The sequence below is a fragment of the Mannheimia sp. ZY171111 genome (assembly GCF_017750945.1).
GTDB classification, from domain to species: domain Bacteria; phylum Pseudomonadota; class Gammaproteobacteria; order Enterobacterales; family Pasteurellaceae; genus Mannheimia; species Mannheimia pernigra.
Map to the genome: position 1 here is coordinate 985,180 of NZ_CP046532.1, position 15,555 is coordinate 1,000,734.

General features: G+C 40.4%; 13 protein-coding genes and 1 pseudogene. All 14 read right to left on the reverse strand.

Going from position 1 to position 15,555, the window contains the following annotated elements:
- Positions 1 to 7 precede the first annotated feature (7 nt).
- The 14 genes and pseudogenes from GM698_RS04720 to GM698_RS04785 all read right to left on the reverse strand — a co-directional run bounded on the left by GM698_RS04720 (position 8) and on the right by GM698_RS04785 (position 15,536).
- The gene (locus GM698_RS04720) at positions 8 to 901 is read right to left on the reverse strand and encodes an SMP-30/gluconolactonase/LRE family protein (RefSeq protein WP_209289728.1); all 894 of its coding nucleotides are present in this window, start codon (positions 899 to 901) and stop codon (positions 8 to 10) included.
- 195 nt (positions 902 to 1,096) lie between these two features.
- Positions 1,097 to 2,206: a substrate-binding domain-containing protein gene (locus GM698_RS04725; RefSeq protein WP_159628871.1), complete on the reverse strand. Its 1,110-nt coding sequence runs from the start codon at positions 2,204 to 2,206 to the stop codon at positions 1,097 to 1,099.
- A gap of 18 nt (positions 2,207 to 2,224) precedes the next feature.
- A complete protein-coding gene (locus tag GM698_RS04730; protein WP_176812106.1) occupies positions 2,225 to 3,271 on the reverse strand; it encodes an ABC transporter permease in 1,047 nt (348 codons plus the stop codon).
- A gap of 124 nt (positions 3,272 to 3,395) precedes the next feature.
- Complete coding sequence (locus tag GM698_RS04735; RefSeq protein WP_245189289.1) at positions 3,396 to 4,904, reverse strand: sugar ABC transporter ATP-binding protein; 1,509 nt, start codon at positions 4,902 to 4,904, stop codon at positions 3,396 to 3,398.
- 189 nt (positions 4,905 to 5,093) lie between these two features.
- Positions 5,094 to 5,213, reverse strand: a pseudogene (locus GM698_RS04740) (TRAP transporter substrate-binding protein); the annotation flags it as partial.
- A gap of 82 nt (positions 5,214 to 5,295) precedes the next feature.
- A complete protein-coding gene (locus GM698_RS04745) occupies positions 5,296 to 6,282 on the reverse strand; it encodes a TRAP transporter substrate-binding protein (RefSeq protein ID WP_176807855.1) in 987 nt (328 codons plus the stop codon).
- Positions 6,283 to 6,375: 93 nt separating this feature from the next.
- Complete coding sequence (locus tag GM698_RS04750; RefSeq protein ID WP_159628867.1) at positions 6,376 to 7,653, reverse strand: TRAP transporter large permease subunit; 1,278 nt, start codon at positions 7,651 to 7,653, stop codon at positions 6,376 to 6,378.
- Positions 7,650 to 8,132, reverse strand: a complete 483-nt coding sequence (locus GM698_RS04755; RefSeq protein ID WP_159628866.1) for a TRAP transporter small permease — start codon at positions 8,130 to 8,132, stop codon at positions 7,650 to 7,652. Before GM698_RS04755 ends, GM698_RS04750 begins: the two co-directional genes overlap by 4 nt.
- Before the next feature lie 8 nt (positions 8,133 to 8,140).
- Positions 8,141 to 8,602 (reverse strand): YhcH/YjgK/YiaL family protein, encoded by a 462-nt coding sequence (locus GM698_RS04760; RefSeq protein ID WP_176807854.1) that lies wholly within the window; start codon positions 8,600 to 8,602, stop codon positions 8,141 to 8,143.
- A 91-nt stretch (positions 8,603 to 8,693) separates the two neighbouring features.
- Entirely contained in the window at positions 8,694 to 9,692 is a 999-nt protein-coding gene (gene yiaK / locus GM698_RS04765; protein WP_159631205.1) for a 3-dehydro-L-gulonate 2-dehydrogenase, read from the reverse strand.
- A gap of 279 nt (positions 9,693 to 9,971) precedes the next feature.
- Positions 9,972 to 11,837: an SLC13 family permease gene (locus tag GM698_RS04770; RefSeq protein WP_209289729.1), complete on the reverse strand. Its 1,866-nt coding sequence runs from the start codon at positions 11,835 to 11,837 to the stop codon at positions 9,972 to 9,974.
- A 99-nt stretch (positions 11,838 to 11,936) separates the two neighbouring features.
- Positions 11,937 to 12,455: an MltR family transcriptional regulator gene (locus GM698_RS04775; RefSeq protein WP_159628863.1), complete on the reverse strand. Its 519-nt coding sequence runs from the start codon at positions 12,453 to 12,455 to the stop codon at positions 11,937 to 11,939.
- A gap of 9 nt (positions 12,456 to 12,464) precedes the next feature.
- The gene (locus tag GM698_RS04780) at positions 12,465 to 13,604 is read right to left on the reverse strand and encodes a mannitol-1-phosphate 5-dehydrogenase (protein WP_209289786.1); all 1,140 of its coding nucleotides are present in this window, start codon (positions 13,602 to 13,604) and stop codon (positions 12,465 to 12,467) included.
- Between the two features lie 57 nt (positions 13,605 to 13,661).
- On the reverse strand, positions 13,662 to 15,536 hold the full coding sequence (locus tag GM698_RS04785) for a PTS mannitol transporter subunit IICBA (RefSeq protein WP_209289730.1): 1,875 nt from the start codon (positions 15,534 to 15,536) through the stop codon (positions 13,662 to 13,664).
- Positions 15,537 to 15,555 lie beyond the last annotated feature (19 nt).

The following is a 15,555-nucleotide window of genomic DNA, read 5'->3' on the forward strand; positions in this document are numbered from 1 at the left end:
TTTATCTTTATGGGTTTATTGTTAAACGATAAACGCTATTTGAGCAAGTAACAAATAGTGTATGCTCATCATTACCAAAACAGCAATTTGAAGTTGGTTTACCAAGCACAAATCGCCCAAGTTCTGTACCATCAGCCAGAAGAGCGATGATACCTTCATCACAAGAGCAAAAAATCACGCTATTTTGTTTAATGCGAAAACCGTCTGGAATACCTGGATTTATTTCAACAACATCTCGACGGTTTTTAAGTTTGTTGCCATCTACATCAAAAACGACTAAATGGTGTAAACCATCTGCATCAAACTCCACACTTGACATATCTGCCACAAACAGCTGTTTTTCATCTGGCGAGAATGCCAAACCGTTTGGTCGCATTGTGTTAAAGGTGGCAATGTTGAGTTTATCGCTTTTCGGGTCGTAACAATAGACATAACAGCCGATAATTTCACTTGGTGACTGCTTGCCCTCGTTGTCGGACAAAATGCCGTACGGCGGATCGGTGAACCAAATCGTCCCGTCTGATTTTACTACCACGTCATTCGGTGAATTGAGCTTTTTGCCGTCTATTTTTCCGACCAAGAAACGATATTCGCCACTGGGTGTCGTTAAACTAATACCTCGATTACCGTGTTCGCAAGTAATTAAGTTGTCGTTCGCATCAAAAGCGTTGCCGTTGGAGAAATTTGACGGTTTGCGGAAAATTTGTGTGCCGTTTTTTTCAGTCCAGCGGTAAAGTGTGCAGCCTTTGACATCGCTGAAATAGAGAGCTTGCTGCGGTTTGCTCCACGCTGGGCCTTCTGCCCAAATTGCTCCGTCAAACAGCTCTTCGATTTCAAAATGTGTGCCGACCAGCTCCGCAAAGCGAGGGTCGGAAATTTGGGGGATAAATTTATTACTCATTTTTATTACCAGCTATGTTTCTATTCTGCCAAATCTCCCCTCTCTTTGAGCTACGAGGGGTTAGGGGAGATTTGGCAGTAGCCATAAGCGAAGAAATTACTTCATTTTTTATTTTTATTACAAGCGGTCACATTTTACAGAATTTTTGCAAAATCCAACCGCTTGTTAAGGGCGAATTTGATTCTTCCCTACATTTTACCTCACGCCCCAGATCGCTTTATAAGCATCTTTATAACCATTTTGTGGATCGTAAAGGTTATTTACACCGCCATCATAAGCTACATTTTCTTTGGTTACTAAATGAGCTGGTGTTACATAGCCTGACGCTTTTTCATTCGCAAAAGCACGATTTAGCTCATCAACTAACTGCCAACCATGTAAATTAAGTGGCTCTGGTACAGTTGCAAACTGTTTATCTCCGTTACGAATACGCTGATAAGCCGTTACAGAACCATCACCTGCTGAAATGCTTAATGGTTTATTTTTACCTGCGGTACGTAAAGAAGGAGCCATAAAGTCAAAGTAAAGGTCATTAATCGAAAGTGCGTACTCTAAATCATCACCATATTTTTGTAATAAGTTGAAAGTTAAGTTAGGCATACGGCTTGAAGTGTCTGCAAGCGGTGTATCAATAAATTCTAATACCTTGCACTCTTTACACTTTTCGATCACTTCTTTCATCACGTTTGCTTTGCGAAGTGCAATTTCGTAAAGCGAGTCGGTTAAAATAATCGCTTTGGCTTTACCGTTAGAATCTGCCACTGCCAGCATCGCTGATAGACGGGCAATTTCATCAGAATCAGAGGTGACATTATAGAAAATGCCATATTTATCAATTGCACCTGGCTCTGGCGTTGCGTGCCACGCTACAAGTGTAATGCTATTTTTAGTTGCTTTCTGGAGTGGAATTTTCGCCACATTCGGATTCCAACCGCCAATAACAATCGCATCTGGTTTACGAGCAATCGCTTGGTTAAGAGCTGCTAATTGGTTGTTTACCGTACCTGCACCGTCTAATACATCTAACTTCCAGCCAGTTACATCTACCGCTTCTTTCATACCATCAATCACACCAAGTACACCACCGTTTTTCATATCTGAGGCGATAAAAATCACTGTTTTGTCTTTTTGTAATTGTGGGCCTGTTTTTGGGCCGTCCCATTTTTCTTGTTTTGCCGTAGCCGCTGCGACAAGTTGTTTTGCTTCTTGTACGAATGGATCCTCATTCGCAAAAGCGTTACGACCAAATGCAACTGTGGTTAAAGTTGCAAGTACGGTTAAGGTTGTACGAAATGTGCGTTTCATAATCAAATCCTCTTAGGGTTAGTTGGTTGATTTTTTCTGTACAGCTTTTTGATTTAACAAGCGTTTGCGTTGAGCATAGCCTGCGATTGTGATAGAAAGCAACAATGTTGCACCATTAAATAGCGGCTCAACCCAGAAGGCTCCACCGAATTGTTGAATACCAGAAATACCGATAGCAAGAATTGCAATACCTACTACCGTTCCCCACACATTAATACGTCCTGGACGGATAGTGGTACTTCCTAAAAATGCACCTACTAATGCAGGAAGTAAGTAGTCCATACCTACACTTGCCTGCCCTACACCTTGTTGGGCAGAAATAAGTACACCAGTGAAAGCAGTAATGACACTTGAAACCACAAACGGTACGATAGTGTATTTTTTAATATTGATTCCGTTTAAACGAGCAGCGGCTGGGTTTGCTCCTACTGCATACATTGCACGACCAGTTGGGGTGTGCTCGGTGACTAACCATAATGCAATCGCAACCGCTAATACATAAAATGCTGAAATGGGAATACCGAAAAACTCCGTACTATTGAGTGCGATAAATTCATCTGGTAAATCACCCACAATTTGACGCCCGCCTGAGTGCCACAATGCAACTGCATAAAGCACCGTACCTGAACCAAGCGTTGCGACAAAGCTGTCAATATCTGCCAAAGCAACTAAAATTCCATTTAGCAATCCATAAAGAGCAGCGATGACCAAGACGACAAGAATTGCCATATACCAAGAGAAGCCATATTGTACTTGCAAGGTAATAACTAAAATGTGCCATAACACAATACCAAAACCAACATTTAGGTCAATTTTACCAACAATCATCGTAGTCGTTGCTGCTAAAGCTAAAAGTGCAATTTTCGATTTACTTTCTAAAATTGCATTGAGTGTCAGCATTGAGGCAAAAGAATCTGTAGTAAGTGAGAAAACAATCACTAATAGGATACAAAGACCTAATAAACCATAACGAGTGGACATTTGTGAAAACCACGCCATAAAGCCATCACGAGCGATAGAAACGGGTTGTTCTAACGCCGTTGATTTGATGTTTGTTTGAGCCATATAAACTCCCTATAAATTTTTTCGTAGGGTAGGTCCTGTGCCCGCCCGATACTCAGATGATTTGACGAGTGAGCACAGGACCCACTCCCTACAAGCGGTTAAAATAGGTAGATTTTTTGCAAAATCACACCGCTTGTTTAGATTTACTATCCGACGCTAACGCCAATAAATTCGCAAAAGTTACTTCTTCATTAAGGAGTTCGCCCGCAATTTCACCGCGATTGAAAACTAACGCTCGGTTACATAAATGAGCGATTTCCTCAAAATCGGTAGAAATCACAATAATAGCAACACCTTCGGCCAATGCTTTATTGAGTAAATCGTAAATTTCAGCTCTTGCACCCACATCCACCCCTGCTGTTGGATCTTCCAAAATCAGAATTGGAGTATTTAAGTGCATCCAACGGGCAAGAACGATTTTTTGCTGGTTACCGCCTGATAAAGCACTCGCATCAATAAACAGATTCTTCGGACGAATATCGAACAGTTGGAATTTATACCAACTCTCCCCCCACTCCTCGCGACGAGAGTAACGTTTGAGCGGAGAATGTCCACTTAGTACTGGATTGATAAACAAGTTTTCACTCGTTGTCATTGACATAAATACGCTTTCACGGGTACGGTCGCCTGCAACCAGAGCCACACCTTTGGCAATCGCATCTTGCGGATTTTTAGCAAAATATGGCCGCTTGTCTAACTGAATGACACCTTGATCAAGCGTACGTTCGCCAAACAGTAATCGACCAATTTCCTCTTGCCCTGCACCACGCAAGCCTGCAAGAGCAATCATTTCGCCTTTATGTAAGCTGAAGTTTACAGGGCCAGTATCGCCAACAACAACTTTTTCAAGATGAAGAATTTCTGGCATATCCGTTGGTAGAGCTACTCGTTGTCTGCCACGGCTCTCCTCTCCCACAATCGCTTTCACCAAACCTTTCACATCATAAAGTTTGGTTTGTCCTTCAGCAACAGGGAAACCATCACGCATAACTAAAATGCGGTCAGAAATCGCAATTACTTCATCTAAACGATGAGTAACATAGATCATTCCTACACCCTGCTCACGCAAGCGGTTAAGGACAGTAAAGAGATGTTCTACATCGGAAGCTGGAAGGGAGGCAGTGGGTTCATCTAAAACTAGAATCTCAGCATTGACTGCAACCGCACGGGCAATAGCAAGTAAGGCTTTTTCAGTACGGCTCAAATCAAAAACACGGGTATCTGCAGAAAGTTTAATACCAACAAAATCGAGGGCTTTTTGGGATTGCTCACGCACCTTTGCCCAGTCAATTAAGCCAAAGCGGCGAGGAAAACCCATTACAAAAGCCATATTTTCCGCAATCGTCATCCATTCAATTAAACCTAGATCTTGGTGAATAAACGCAATCGGCTTTTTATTGCCTTTTTCAATCGCATTCGCTGATTGGATTTTTTGGTTGTGGAATAAGATCTCGCCTTCATCACAATGGTAAATACCTGCAAGAATCTTAATCAGTGTGGATTTACCCGCACCGTTTTCCCCTAATAATGCAACAATTTCGCCTGAATGAATATCAAGGCTGACATCATTCACCGCAGTATGGCTACCGAAGCGTTTAATGATGTGATGCATACTCAATATTGGCTGTGTCATTTCTCCTCCTTATGAGGAAGTTGTTTGTAAATTCTTCGCGAATTATGACCGCTTGTATTTTCAAACCAAACGAACTATTTATTCGCTTAATTTTATCCCTCTTTAGTGAACAGGGAATGTTCGCTGTTTCTCAACAAATGCTTGTGAATTTCAGCCAATACTATCTCTTTGAATGGGGTGGTATTTAGGTTTTTCTTTCAGTAAATTATGACATTTTTTCGCTGCAATATGCTGAATATCGGAGCGAGGGCTTTCATAAGCAAAATGGAAAGTAGTTTCAGCTTGTGCGGTTGGGTTAAAAAATTTCATTGTTTTCTCCTACAAAAATGTAGAGTCTATACAACAACTCCCTCCGCTGGAGGGAGTTTTAGACTTATTAAATTAAGTCAAATTAGTTCGCTAACGCATCTACTTTTTTCAATAATTCATCACCGTGTTTTTCGATAAATGATTTACGAACATCGGCTTCAATAACCGCTTTAAATGGTGCGTTGTCTATTTGTTCAATGACCTCAATACCTTGTTTACGTAATTTTTCGATGATCTCTTTTTCATTTTTCACATTTAAATCACGTTGGAATTGGCCTGCTTCTTTTGCTGCATCTAATAATGCCTTTTGAAGGTCTGGGCTTAAGCTGTCAAATTTTGCTTTGTTCATCACCACGATTAACGGTGTATAGCCATGATTAGTTAAGCTCAAGTGTTTTTGTACTTCAAATAATTTAGCCGACCAGAAGATACCAATTGGATGCTCTTGTGCATCTACCGCACGAGTTTCTAACGCAGTGTAAAGCTCAGAAAGTGGCATTGGCACTGGGTTACTGCCCAATAAGTTAAACGCTTGAATATACATCGGATTTTGATTTGTACGTACTTTTAAGCCTTTAATATCTTCAGGTTTAGTGACTGAATGTTTAGAGTTTGAGAATGCACGGAATCCGACGTCCCAGAACGCTAAGCCTTTTAAGCCTTGGGATTCTAAATCTTTTAATAAACCTTGACCAATTTCGCCGTCCAATACTTTGTAAACGTGTTCACGATCTTTGAAGATAAATGGAATATCAATCACATTTAATTTTGGCTCAAGACCAGTGAAATTGGGTGAGCCAGACATTTCGATGTCGATCGTACCACCACGCACTCCACTGATCATCGTTTGTGCATTGCCTAAAGTGCTGTCTGGGAAAAGTTTTAATTTGATTTCGCCTTTAGTTTTTTCGTTTAACAACTCATTAAATTTTTTTGCTGCAATATGTTGACTGTCTGAACGAGGCGCTTCATAACCAAAACGAAGAGACACATCAGCAATTGCTGAAGAACTCATCACTGCAATGCCTGCCACTAATGCTGCTAAAGTTTTTAAATTAAATAATTTCATAGGGTTCTCCTGTGATTTAACATTATGGTTTACAAGCGGTCGTTTTTTGCAAATTTTTTACAATTTGTCACCGCTTATTGGGGTAAAAATTCATTACTGCATCCAGCTTAACGGCACTAAAATCAGCGACGGGAAGAATACAAAGAGTAATAACAAGGCAACCATCATTATCATATAAGGGAGTATTCCTTTGGCTGCTTGGTCAAACGGTAATTTTGATACACCTGTAATCACGTTTAATACATTACCAACGGGTGGCGTAATTAAGCCAATTGAGGTGTTTAAAATAAATAACACACCGAAATATACTGGATCAATTCCAGCTTCTTGCACTAAGGGCATTAGTACAGGGGTTAAAATTAATACCGTTGGCGTTAAGTCCATCACCATTCCGATAATAAATACTGAGAGCATAATCACTAATAATAATGTGGTTGGGCTTTCGATTAATGGCTCTAAAAGATCCGTGAGCATCATAGGCAATTCGGCAATCGTAATTAACCAACCCGTTACATTCGCTGCAGCAACCAAGAACATTACCACAGCTGTCGTTTTCGCCGCGGCTAATATGACTTTGTATAAATCTTTAAATTTAAGTTCACGGTAAACGAAAAGTGAAACAACTAACGCATAGAATGTGGCGACAGCCCCGGCTTCTGTTGGGGTGAACATCCCTGAGCGGAATCCGCCGATAATAATAACGGGTAACAATAACGCCCAAATACTGTTTTTAAATGAGATACAAAGTTCTTCTTTTGTTGCTTTAGAGAAAGTCATTAAATCTAAGCGTTTTGCTTGCCACCACCATAACATCGCTAAGCAAATACCCATCATAATGCCAGGAAAAATGCCTGCTAGGAATAATTTAGTAATAGACACACCACTTGCTACACCAAAGACAATAAACGGAATGCTTGGTGGAATGATTGGAGCAATGATTCCTGCCGTACCAATCAAGCCTGCAGATTTATCCAGCGGATAACCTGTGGTTTTCATCATTGGCAACAGCATTGCCGCAACTGCTGCGGTGTCAGCAACAGCTGAACCTGAAAGGCTCGCCATAATCATAGCAGCAAGAATTGCTACAAAACCTAAGCCACCACGCTTATGACCGACCAATTTCATCGGCAAATCAATAATACGTTTGGATAACCCGCCCTCATTCATCACTTCACCTGCAAGAATGAAAAACGGAATCGCCATTAACGAGAAGCTATCTGCACCACTTACAATTTGCTGAGCAAGAATTTGAGCATCGAATAAATCTAAATGCACCATTAATGCTATACCACAAACAAGTAGTGAGAAAGCAACTGGAATGCCTAGTAAAATTGAGCCGAGTAACACAGAAAGGAAAATTACGACAGTCATTGACTTTCTCCTCTTGCAAGTACACTTATGGTTGCTACAACACGCGCAAGAATTAAGATCCCGATTAACACACCAGCAATTGTGCTAGCAAGGAAAGTAATGCCTTGGGGTAAGCCTGAAATAGGGGCAAGATTATTAATATTTAACTGAAATTGAATCCAACTACCATCTACGATTAAATAGCAGCAAAATAGCATGGCCAGATCGGTAAAAATACTTAATATTTTTCTCGCAACAGGGGGGAGCTTTTCGGTCAGCATCGTGACACTTACATGCTGATTATGACTAAAGGCTAATACTGCACCTAAAAATGCCAGCCACACAAACATAAAACGAGAAATTTCTTCAGTGATATTAATACTGCTATTAAAACCGTAACGTAACACTACGTTAAGGAAAACCAGAATCGACATTGCAGATAAAATAATCACCACAAATGCCTCTAGCATTTTTCCAACTAATTGAGCAAAGGATTTCATAAAGACTCCTAGAGTTCACTAATCGCAATTTTAACCACAACTTTGCGGATTTTAGCCTCGCCTGCAAAAATAGCGGTGCGGTGCGTATCCTCAGGGAAAAATATGGCAAAATTACCTGGCTTGCAGCGGAATTCATTTTCATTTTGTACGGCAGAGTAGAATTTTATATCACGTTCTACGTCGTATTCCTTAGCCACAGGATTATTACCTAAATCAATAGCCGCTGCCATCAACTCTACGCCTTTATGCAGATACTGCACATCTAAATAGTGTTGATGCACTTCAGGTTGATAAGCTGATTTTTCTTTAGTGTCTAAATCTAACACCTGCACATAAATTTGACGCCCTTTTAGCTCGTAAACGCCTGCCTCCATTGCATCAAAATCGGTATTTTTCAGATAATCCAATGCCAATTGAATCACTTTCGGATACTGAACTGGGTTGTAATTTGAAATATGACCGAAATACATTTTTTGCTCCGTTTTTGCAAAAATTTAGAGAAATTGAACCGCTTGTATTCTTCGTGTTTAGCACCAGCGTTCACGCTGGTGCTATCAGAAATTATAAGGCTTGTAATCTCTCCCAAACGCTATCATCAACAGGAATGCCATTTTCCTTGTTATCGGCAAGAATTTGGGTAAATTCGTGTCCAGGTAAACGAACAGCCACATCTGGATCTGCTCGCTCCGCAGTGCGGACGTAATCCATAATACGATTAAGTTTTTCGTCTTTAGTTTTGCCATCAATTAAGCGATCTACTTCAATCGCGATATACACTTGCGAGACGCAATATTCATCATCTTTATCTTCAGTTACCGCAGCAGTGGATTCGCCATTAGAAAGTAATGTTGCAATCATATCTAATACGATAGATAAGCCCGAACCTTTCCAAAATCCCATAGGCATTAAGCGGCGGTTTTTCTCAACAGTTGCAGGATCACGAGTTGGGTTACCCTCATCATCAAAACCAGCGTCAACAAAGGTTTGACGACCTGCTAAGCGGTGCACTTCCAACATTCCGTAAGAATACATTGAGCAAGACATATCCACCATTGTGATTGGCGTAGTGGGGATCGCAATAATTAATGGGTTAGTCCCTACACGGCATTCTTTAGCACCCCAAGGTGGCATAACAGCTAAAGCGTTCGTCCAGCAGATACCAATATAGCCCTTCTCCGCTGCTTGCCAGCCGTAAGAACCGCCACGCATCCAGTGGTTTGCGTTACGCAGAGCCACGACACCAATACCATTTTGTGATGCAAGCTCCATCGCTCTATCCATCATTTTTTTAGCAGTTAAATTGCCAATTGCTTGATGAGCATCCCACTGTTCAATCGCGCCCAAAGAAAGTACTTTAGTCGGCACAGCTTCAGGCACAATATCGCCATTTTCTAATTGTTGGATAAAACGAGGAAAACGGTTTACACCGTGTGAATATGCGCCTGCTTGAGTCGTATCGGCAAATACAGTAGCACACTCTTCTGCAATGTCTTCACGCACATTACGGGCAAGAAGAACACGTTTAAATTGGGCTTTTAAGTCATCGTAAGAAACTCGAATAGTCATTTGGAATACCTCAAATTAAAATTTCAAATAGTAAAATCACGTTTCATAAGGTACTCCTAAGGAAGTTTAAAGTCAATCAAACTGAAAATATAAAAATCATTTTAAATCAACAAGTTATAAATATTTTTGTAAATTTGAGAGGTAGATCACACTTTTAATAAGGTAAACAAGCGGTCATAAAAAGCATTGTTTTTGCACATTGGATTTGCCAAAGGATTGTGAATAATTTTCGTAAAAATTTACCCAAATATGACCGCTTGTATCTAATGAAATTTAAACTGGGAAAAGAATAGGAATCACAAATACCGAAACCAACATCACTAATACCGTAAACGGCACGCCCACTTTAACAAAATCAATAAATTTATAACCTGCTGGGGCAAGTACCATTGTGTTTACTGGCGAGGATACTGGTGTCATAAAAGCAGCAGAGGCTGAAACAGCAACCGTCATCGCAAATGGAGCAGGTGAATAGCCGAGTTGTTGTGCAATTGCGATCGCAATTGGCATCACTAAAATAGCGGTTGCCGTGTTGGAAATAAAGGCACTAATAATAGCCGTAAACACAAATAAGGCGATGAGAATAAAATGCACATCTGAGCCGTGCATCACATCAAGCAAAAGGCGAACGGTTAAATCTACCCCACCCGTTTTTTGCAGTGCGATAGAAAATGGCATCATACCCACAATTAAAATAATGCTTGGCATATGAATGGAATCATAGGCACTTTTTACATCTACACAGCGAAATTTTCCTAACATTAAACAAGCAATCAATGCTGCCATTACATTCGGCACAACGCCTGTAATCATTAATATCACCATTGTTAGCACAGAAAATAATGCGTGAGGGGCTTGGCTTAACGCAGGCGGTGCGTTTTTGCTTTCCGCAGGAGCTCGTAATAAGAAGAAATCACGATGATCATCGTCCATTCGGTGGATTTGTTGCCAAACGCCCATGACTAATAACACATCGCCAAATTTTAATGGTGTATCAAGCAATGTTTCTTGTATGATTTCATCACCACGTTTTAAACCTACAATGCTTAAATGGTATCTTGAACGAAACTTTAACTCTCGAATTGTTTTACCAATACATTCTGCCTCAGGCATTACTGAGATTTCCGCCATTCCTACCGAGCGATAGTGTGTAGAGAAAAATTCGCCTTTTAACTCAATGGGGCGGAGTCTGAGCGCTTCATAACGTTGCTGATAGGCTTCGTCCTCTAAAGCGGTATCAAGCAGTAAAATATCTTTGGGTTGGAATATTTCATTCACAGAGGCATTAATCGTGATTTTTCTGAAATGTTTATTGCGTTGAATGGCAATAATATTCAAACCATATCCAATGCGTAAATCCAATTGCCCAATAGTTTTACCAACACAAATTGAGTCAGGTTCTACTAATAGCATTTTTGCCCTGCCTCTTAATTGATATTCATCAATTAAATGAGACATAGAAAAGTGTTTAGCTGTACTTAACTCTTCACGCTGCTCGCCATTATCTAGCCAACGGCGAGCAACCAACATATATCCAATACCTAATACTAAAATCATTAAGCCAATTGGCGTGAAGCTGAAAAACCCAAAACCATTAAAGCCTAATTTAACTAATTCAGAATGAGCAACTAAGTTTGGAGGCGTGGCAATTAAAGTCATCATTCCACTAATTAATCCTGCAACACTTAGTGGCATCATTAAACGGCGAGAAGAAATGCCCATTCCAGCACAAATAGCTAGCACAACAGGAATAAAAATTGCCACAATGCCAGTAGAACTCATAAAAGATCCAAGTAAAGCAATAGAAAACATTAACAATACTAATACTTTAGTTTCACTTGCACCTGAAACTCGCATCAGCCAATCACTCACTTGGTTTGCGACACCTGTTCGTACTAGGCCTTCTCCCACAATAAAAAGCAGAGCAATCAACACGACATTTGGATCGCTTAATCCTGCCAGCACTTCTTTCACCGACAAAATGCCTGTCAAGCTAAAAAAGAGCATTACAATTAAGGCAACAATATCCATACGTAGCTTGTTTTGGATAAATTGCCAAATGGCAAAAACCAGTAAAAGCATTACCCAAAGGAGTGGTTGCTGTAAAAAATCAGGTACAAAAACAAGAAGTGATTGCATAATCATATCCTCCAAAATAGTTAGAGATAGATTACACCGCTTTAGAAAAAGAAAAAAGCCAAGAAGATCAAAAAGAGGGAAAATAAGTGAAAACTCACTTTATAGCGGACTTTCAACATTAAGCTGCTCATCAATTTCGGTAATGGCTAAAATCAGGCTAGAGCGTACCATTTTTTCTAGTCGCATTTGCTGCATTTGAAATAACATTGAATCTTTATTGCCGTTTGTCGCCTTTACGTTCAGCAATTGGTTGATAGGCAAAAAATCAATGTGATTTAAATCTTTGGCAAATTGCACCACCGCAGGGTGGGAGAAAGGAAAATCGTCTTCCTCTTCGCTTAAATGGGATTTCACTTCAAGAAAAAGCGAAATATCTTCAAATACTTTAGGGGAAATCACACCTAAGCCAAGCAGGACTTTTAAACGAACTGAAAGATCGGCAAGTGGACCTTGATGTTCAAACAAAGAGTCCACAACCGATTTTAATGCAAAATCCGTTTTACGAAACACTCGCTCAATCAACTGTGCTACCGAATTCGCAAACAGTTGATTGGCCGTGGTGAGGAAGCCTTTTAAGGTGGCTTCCTCACTCAGTTTATCTATGCAGTCCACAATCATTTACCAAGCTTATTGATATAACCCGACCACTTTATCAATAACAGCTTGATCCGTTAAGCCTGTATATTTTTCAACTGCATCCGCCACACTGTGATTTGCAAGAAATTCTGCTAATTCGACCGCTTGTGGATCTTCCTCATTACGATATTGCAATGCCATTACCACGCCATTAACTAAATGAGTGTGCGGTAAGCCGTACTCCAACGTGCCTAAAAGTGGTTTGGTTAAACGATCACTTGGGCTGAGTTTACGAATGGGCTCGCGACCAACCCGATTTACATTATCGTCTAGATAGGGGTTTGCAAAGCGTTTCAAAATTTTCTCAATATACGCATTGTGCGCTTGCTCATCAAAGCCGTAGCGTTTAATTAATACCGCACCGCTTTCTTCCATTGTCGCCCTTACTGCCGCTTTTATATCATCAATAGCAATCGCTTCTTTAATCCATTTTACGCCCGCTTGTTTACCTAAGTAGGCACAAATTAAATGCCCAGTGTTAAGCGTAAATAATTTACGTTCCACAAACGCCATTAGGTTATCGGTTAATTCCATTCCTTTAATATCTGGAATGGTGCCTTTAAATTGTGTTTTATCCACAATCCATTCACTAAATTCTTCAACGGTTACCTCTAGCGGATCTTGTTCATTTAATTCTGCTGGTGGCACAATTCTATCTACGGCAGAATCAACAAAGCCAACTATTTTTTCAATTTCAGCTTGTTGTTCGGCAGTTAAGTTTTCAAAAATTTTGTTTTTAAAGAAAGTGGTACCACGTACCATATTTTCACAGGCAATAATATTTAATGGCTGAGTATTTCCACTTTCTACACGAGCCACTAACGCTTTAGCAAAAAGTGGCGCAATAAAGCCTAATACGTTCGGGCCAACCGCAGTAGTAATTAAATCAACTTTTTTTACTTGCTCAATCACTGCCGCTTCATCTTTAGAATTGATTGCAGCGATATTTTTAACCATTTCAACACGGCTTGCCTCACCAACAATTTTCACACCGTATTGCTTGTTTTGGTTTATTTGATCAATTTGCGTTTGGTTAATATCAGCAAAAGTAACGAATACACCGCTATCTGCTAATAATTTGCCGATAAAGCCACGCCCAATATTGCCTGCACCGAAATGGAGTGCGTTCATCATTTGTTCTCCGAAAAATTAATATAAAGACAAAGGGGCGAAAGTCGCCCCATAATATTATTTAGCCAATAATGCTAACACTTTTTCCACATCATGAGTTTGGGTTAATGTTTGCATTGCTTTTTCGTCATCTAAAGCATTGGTAATCGCACTTAAAATCTGAATATGATCGTTACCTTTTGCCGCAATTCCTACCACTAATTTTGCCACACCGTCTTCTTCATCAGTAAAGCGAACGCCATTCGGGTATTGGCAAAATACAATGCCTGTTTTGAGTACGCTATCTTTCGCATCAGCTGTACCGTGCGGAACCGCTAAGCCTTCGCCTAAGTAAGTAGAAACTAACTCTTCACGGGCAAACATTGCCTCAACATAACTTGGTTGCACAAATCCTGCGTTGACTAATTGCTCCCCCGCAAAGCGGATTGCCTCTTCTTTGCTGCTTGCCGTTAAACCTAAGAATACTTGCGATGCTTGAAGTTTTAAGCCTTCCTCTTGTCGGCCTTCAACAACTGGATTTGCAAAATTTTGTGCATTTTGAACCGCTTGTAGAGCGGGTTGATTGCCTAATTTTGCTACTAAACTATCATAGAATGCACCATCTAAGAAATTGGTTAAGGATAAATGCTGAGCTGAGCTCACACGTTGTTGAGCACGAGGCGTTAAGTCTTTATGGGTAATAATTAATTGTGCATCTGGCGGTAAATCGTTAATCGCTAAGTTCTGCACCTCAATATTTAAGCCTGCTGCTTGCACCTTTTTACGCAACAGACTTGCCCCCATCGCACTTGAGCCCATACCTGCGTCGCAAGCTACGTAGATTTTACGGATATTACCATCTACAGCCACAACCGCAACGCCTTTACTTTCTGCTTTCATTGCGTGAGTTTGTGCTTGGGCATTTTCTAATGACGCCTCATTTTTTTGTGTTTTGAGTAAAACGGAGGCAATTGCGAAGGTTACCGCACAAGAAAGCACTACAGAAGCAATTACCGCAAAGTGTGCCCCCGGTGCTGTCATTGCTAAGATGGCAAAGATTGAACCTGGCGATGCTGGGGCAATTAAGCCTCCACCTAATAATGAGTTAGTTAAAACACCTGTTGCACCCCCTGCAATAACGGCAATGATTAAACGTGGGCTCATTAACACATAAGGGAAGTAAATTTCGTGAATACCGCCTAAGAAATGGATAATCGACGCACTACCTGCAGTTTGTTTTGCTGTACCACGACCGAAGAACATATAAGCAAGTAAAATACCAAAGCCTGGGCCTGGATTTGCTTCAATTAAAAATAGGATAGATTTACCTACTTCTTGTGCTTGAGCTGTGCCAAGAGGTGTAAATACACCGTGATTGATGGCATTATTTAAGAATAAAATTTTGGCTGGTTCAACAATAATAGAAGTTAATGGTAACAAACCTGCTTCAACTAATGCCCCTACACCAGCACCTAATAGAGCAGAAATTTGAGTGACAATACCACCGATAAACGCAAAGGATAACATCGCTAAAATCATACCGATGATACCAACCGAGAAGTTATTTACCAACATCTCAAAACCGCTTTTTACTTTGCCTTCAATCGCTTTATCAAACGTTTTAATTGCCCAGCCACCAAGAGGCCCCACAATCATCGCCCCTAAAAACATAGGGATTTCAGAACCGACAATAATGCCCATAGTAGTAATTGCACCCACTACCGCACCACGTTCTCCACCCACTAATTTACCGCCGCTATAACCAATTAACAGTGGAAGTAAATAAGTAATCATCGGGCCAACCAGCTTAGCGAAACTTTCGTTTGGCAACCAACCTGTTGGAATAAACAACGCCGTGATGAAACCCCAAGCGATAAATGCACCAATGTTTGGCATCACCATATTAGAGAGAAAACGTCCAAAACCTTGAACTTTCACTTTTAAATTAGACATAAAAACCTCGAAAAAGGAG

Bases quoted from the DNA above. Each gene is read 5' to 3' on its own strand.
- GM698_RS04750 (WP_159628867.1), bottom strand. From the start codon at position 7,653: ATGACTGTCGTAATTTTCCTTTCTGTGTTACTCGGCTCAATTTTACTA.
- GM698_RS04735 (WP_245189289.1), bottom strand. From the start codon at position 4,904: ATGACACAGCCAATATTGAGTATGCATCACATCATTAAACGCTTCGGT.
- GM698_RS04720 (WP_209289728.1), bottom strand. From the start codon at position 901: ATGAGTAATAAATTTATCCCCCAAATTTCCGACCCTCGCTTTGCGGAG.
- GM698_RS04775 (WP_159628863.1), bottom strand. From the start codon at position 12,455: ATGATTGTGGACTGCATAGATAAACTGAGTGAGGAAGCCACCTTAAAA.
- GM698_RS04785 (WP_209289730.1), bottom strand. From the start codon at position 15,536: ATGTCTAATTTAAAAGTGAAAGTTCAAGGTTTTGGACGTTTTCTCTCT.
- GM698_RS04770 (WP_209289729.1), bottom strand. From the start codon at position 11,837: ATGCAATCACTTCTTGTTTTTGTACCTGATTTTTTACAGCAACCACTC.
- GM698_RS04755 (WP_159628866.1), bottom strand. From the start codon at position 8,132: ATGAAATCCTTTGCTCAATTAGTTGGAAAAATGCTAGAGGCATTTGTG.
- GM698_RS04745 (WP_176807855.1), bottom strand. From the start codon at position 6,282: ATGAAATTATTTAATTTAAAAACTTTAGCAGCATTAGTGGCAGGCATT.
- GM698_RS04730 (WP_176812106.1), bottom strand. From the start codon at position 3,271: ATGGCTCAAACAAACATCAAATCAACGGCGTTAGAACAACCCGTTTCT.
- GM698_RS04780 (WP_209289786.1), bottom strand. From the start codon at position 13,604: ATGAACGCACTCCATTTCGGTGCAGGCAATATTGGGCGTGGCTTTATC.
- GM698_RS04725 (WP_159628871.1), bottom strand. From the start codon at position 2,206: ATGAAACGCACATTTCGTACAACCTTAACCGTACTTGCAACTTTAACC.
- GM698_RS04760 (WP_176807854.1), bottom strand. From the start codon at position 8,602: ATGTATTTCGGTCATATTTCAAATTACAACCCAGTTCAGTATCCGAAA.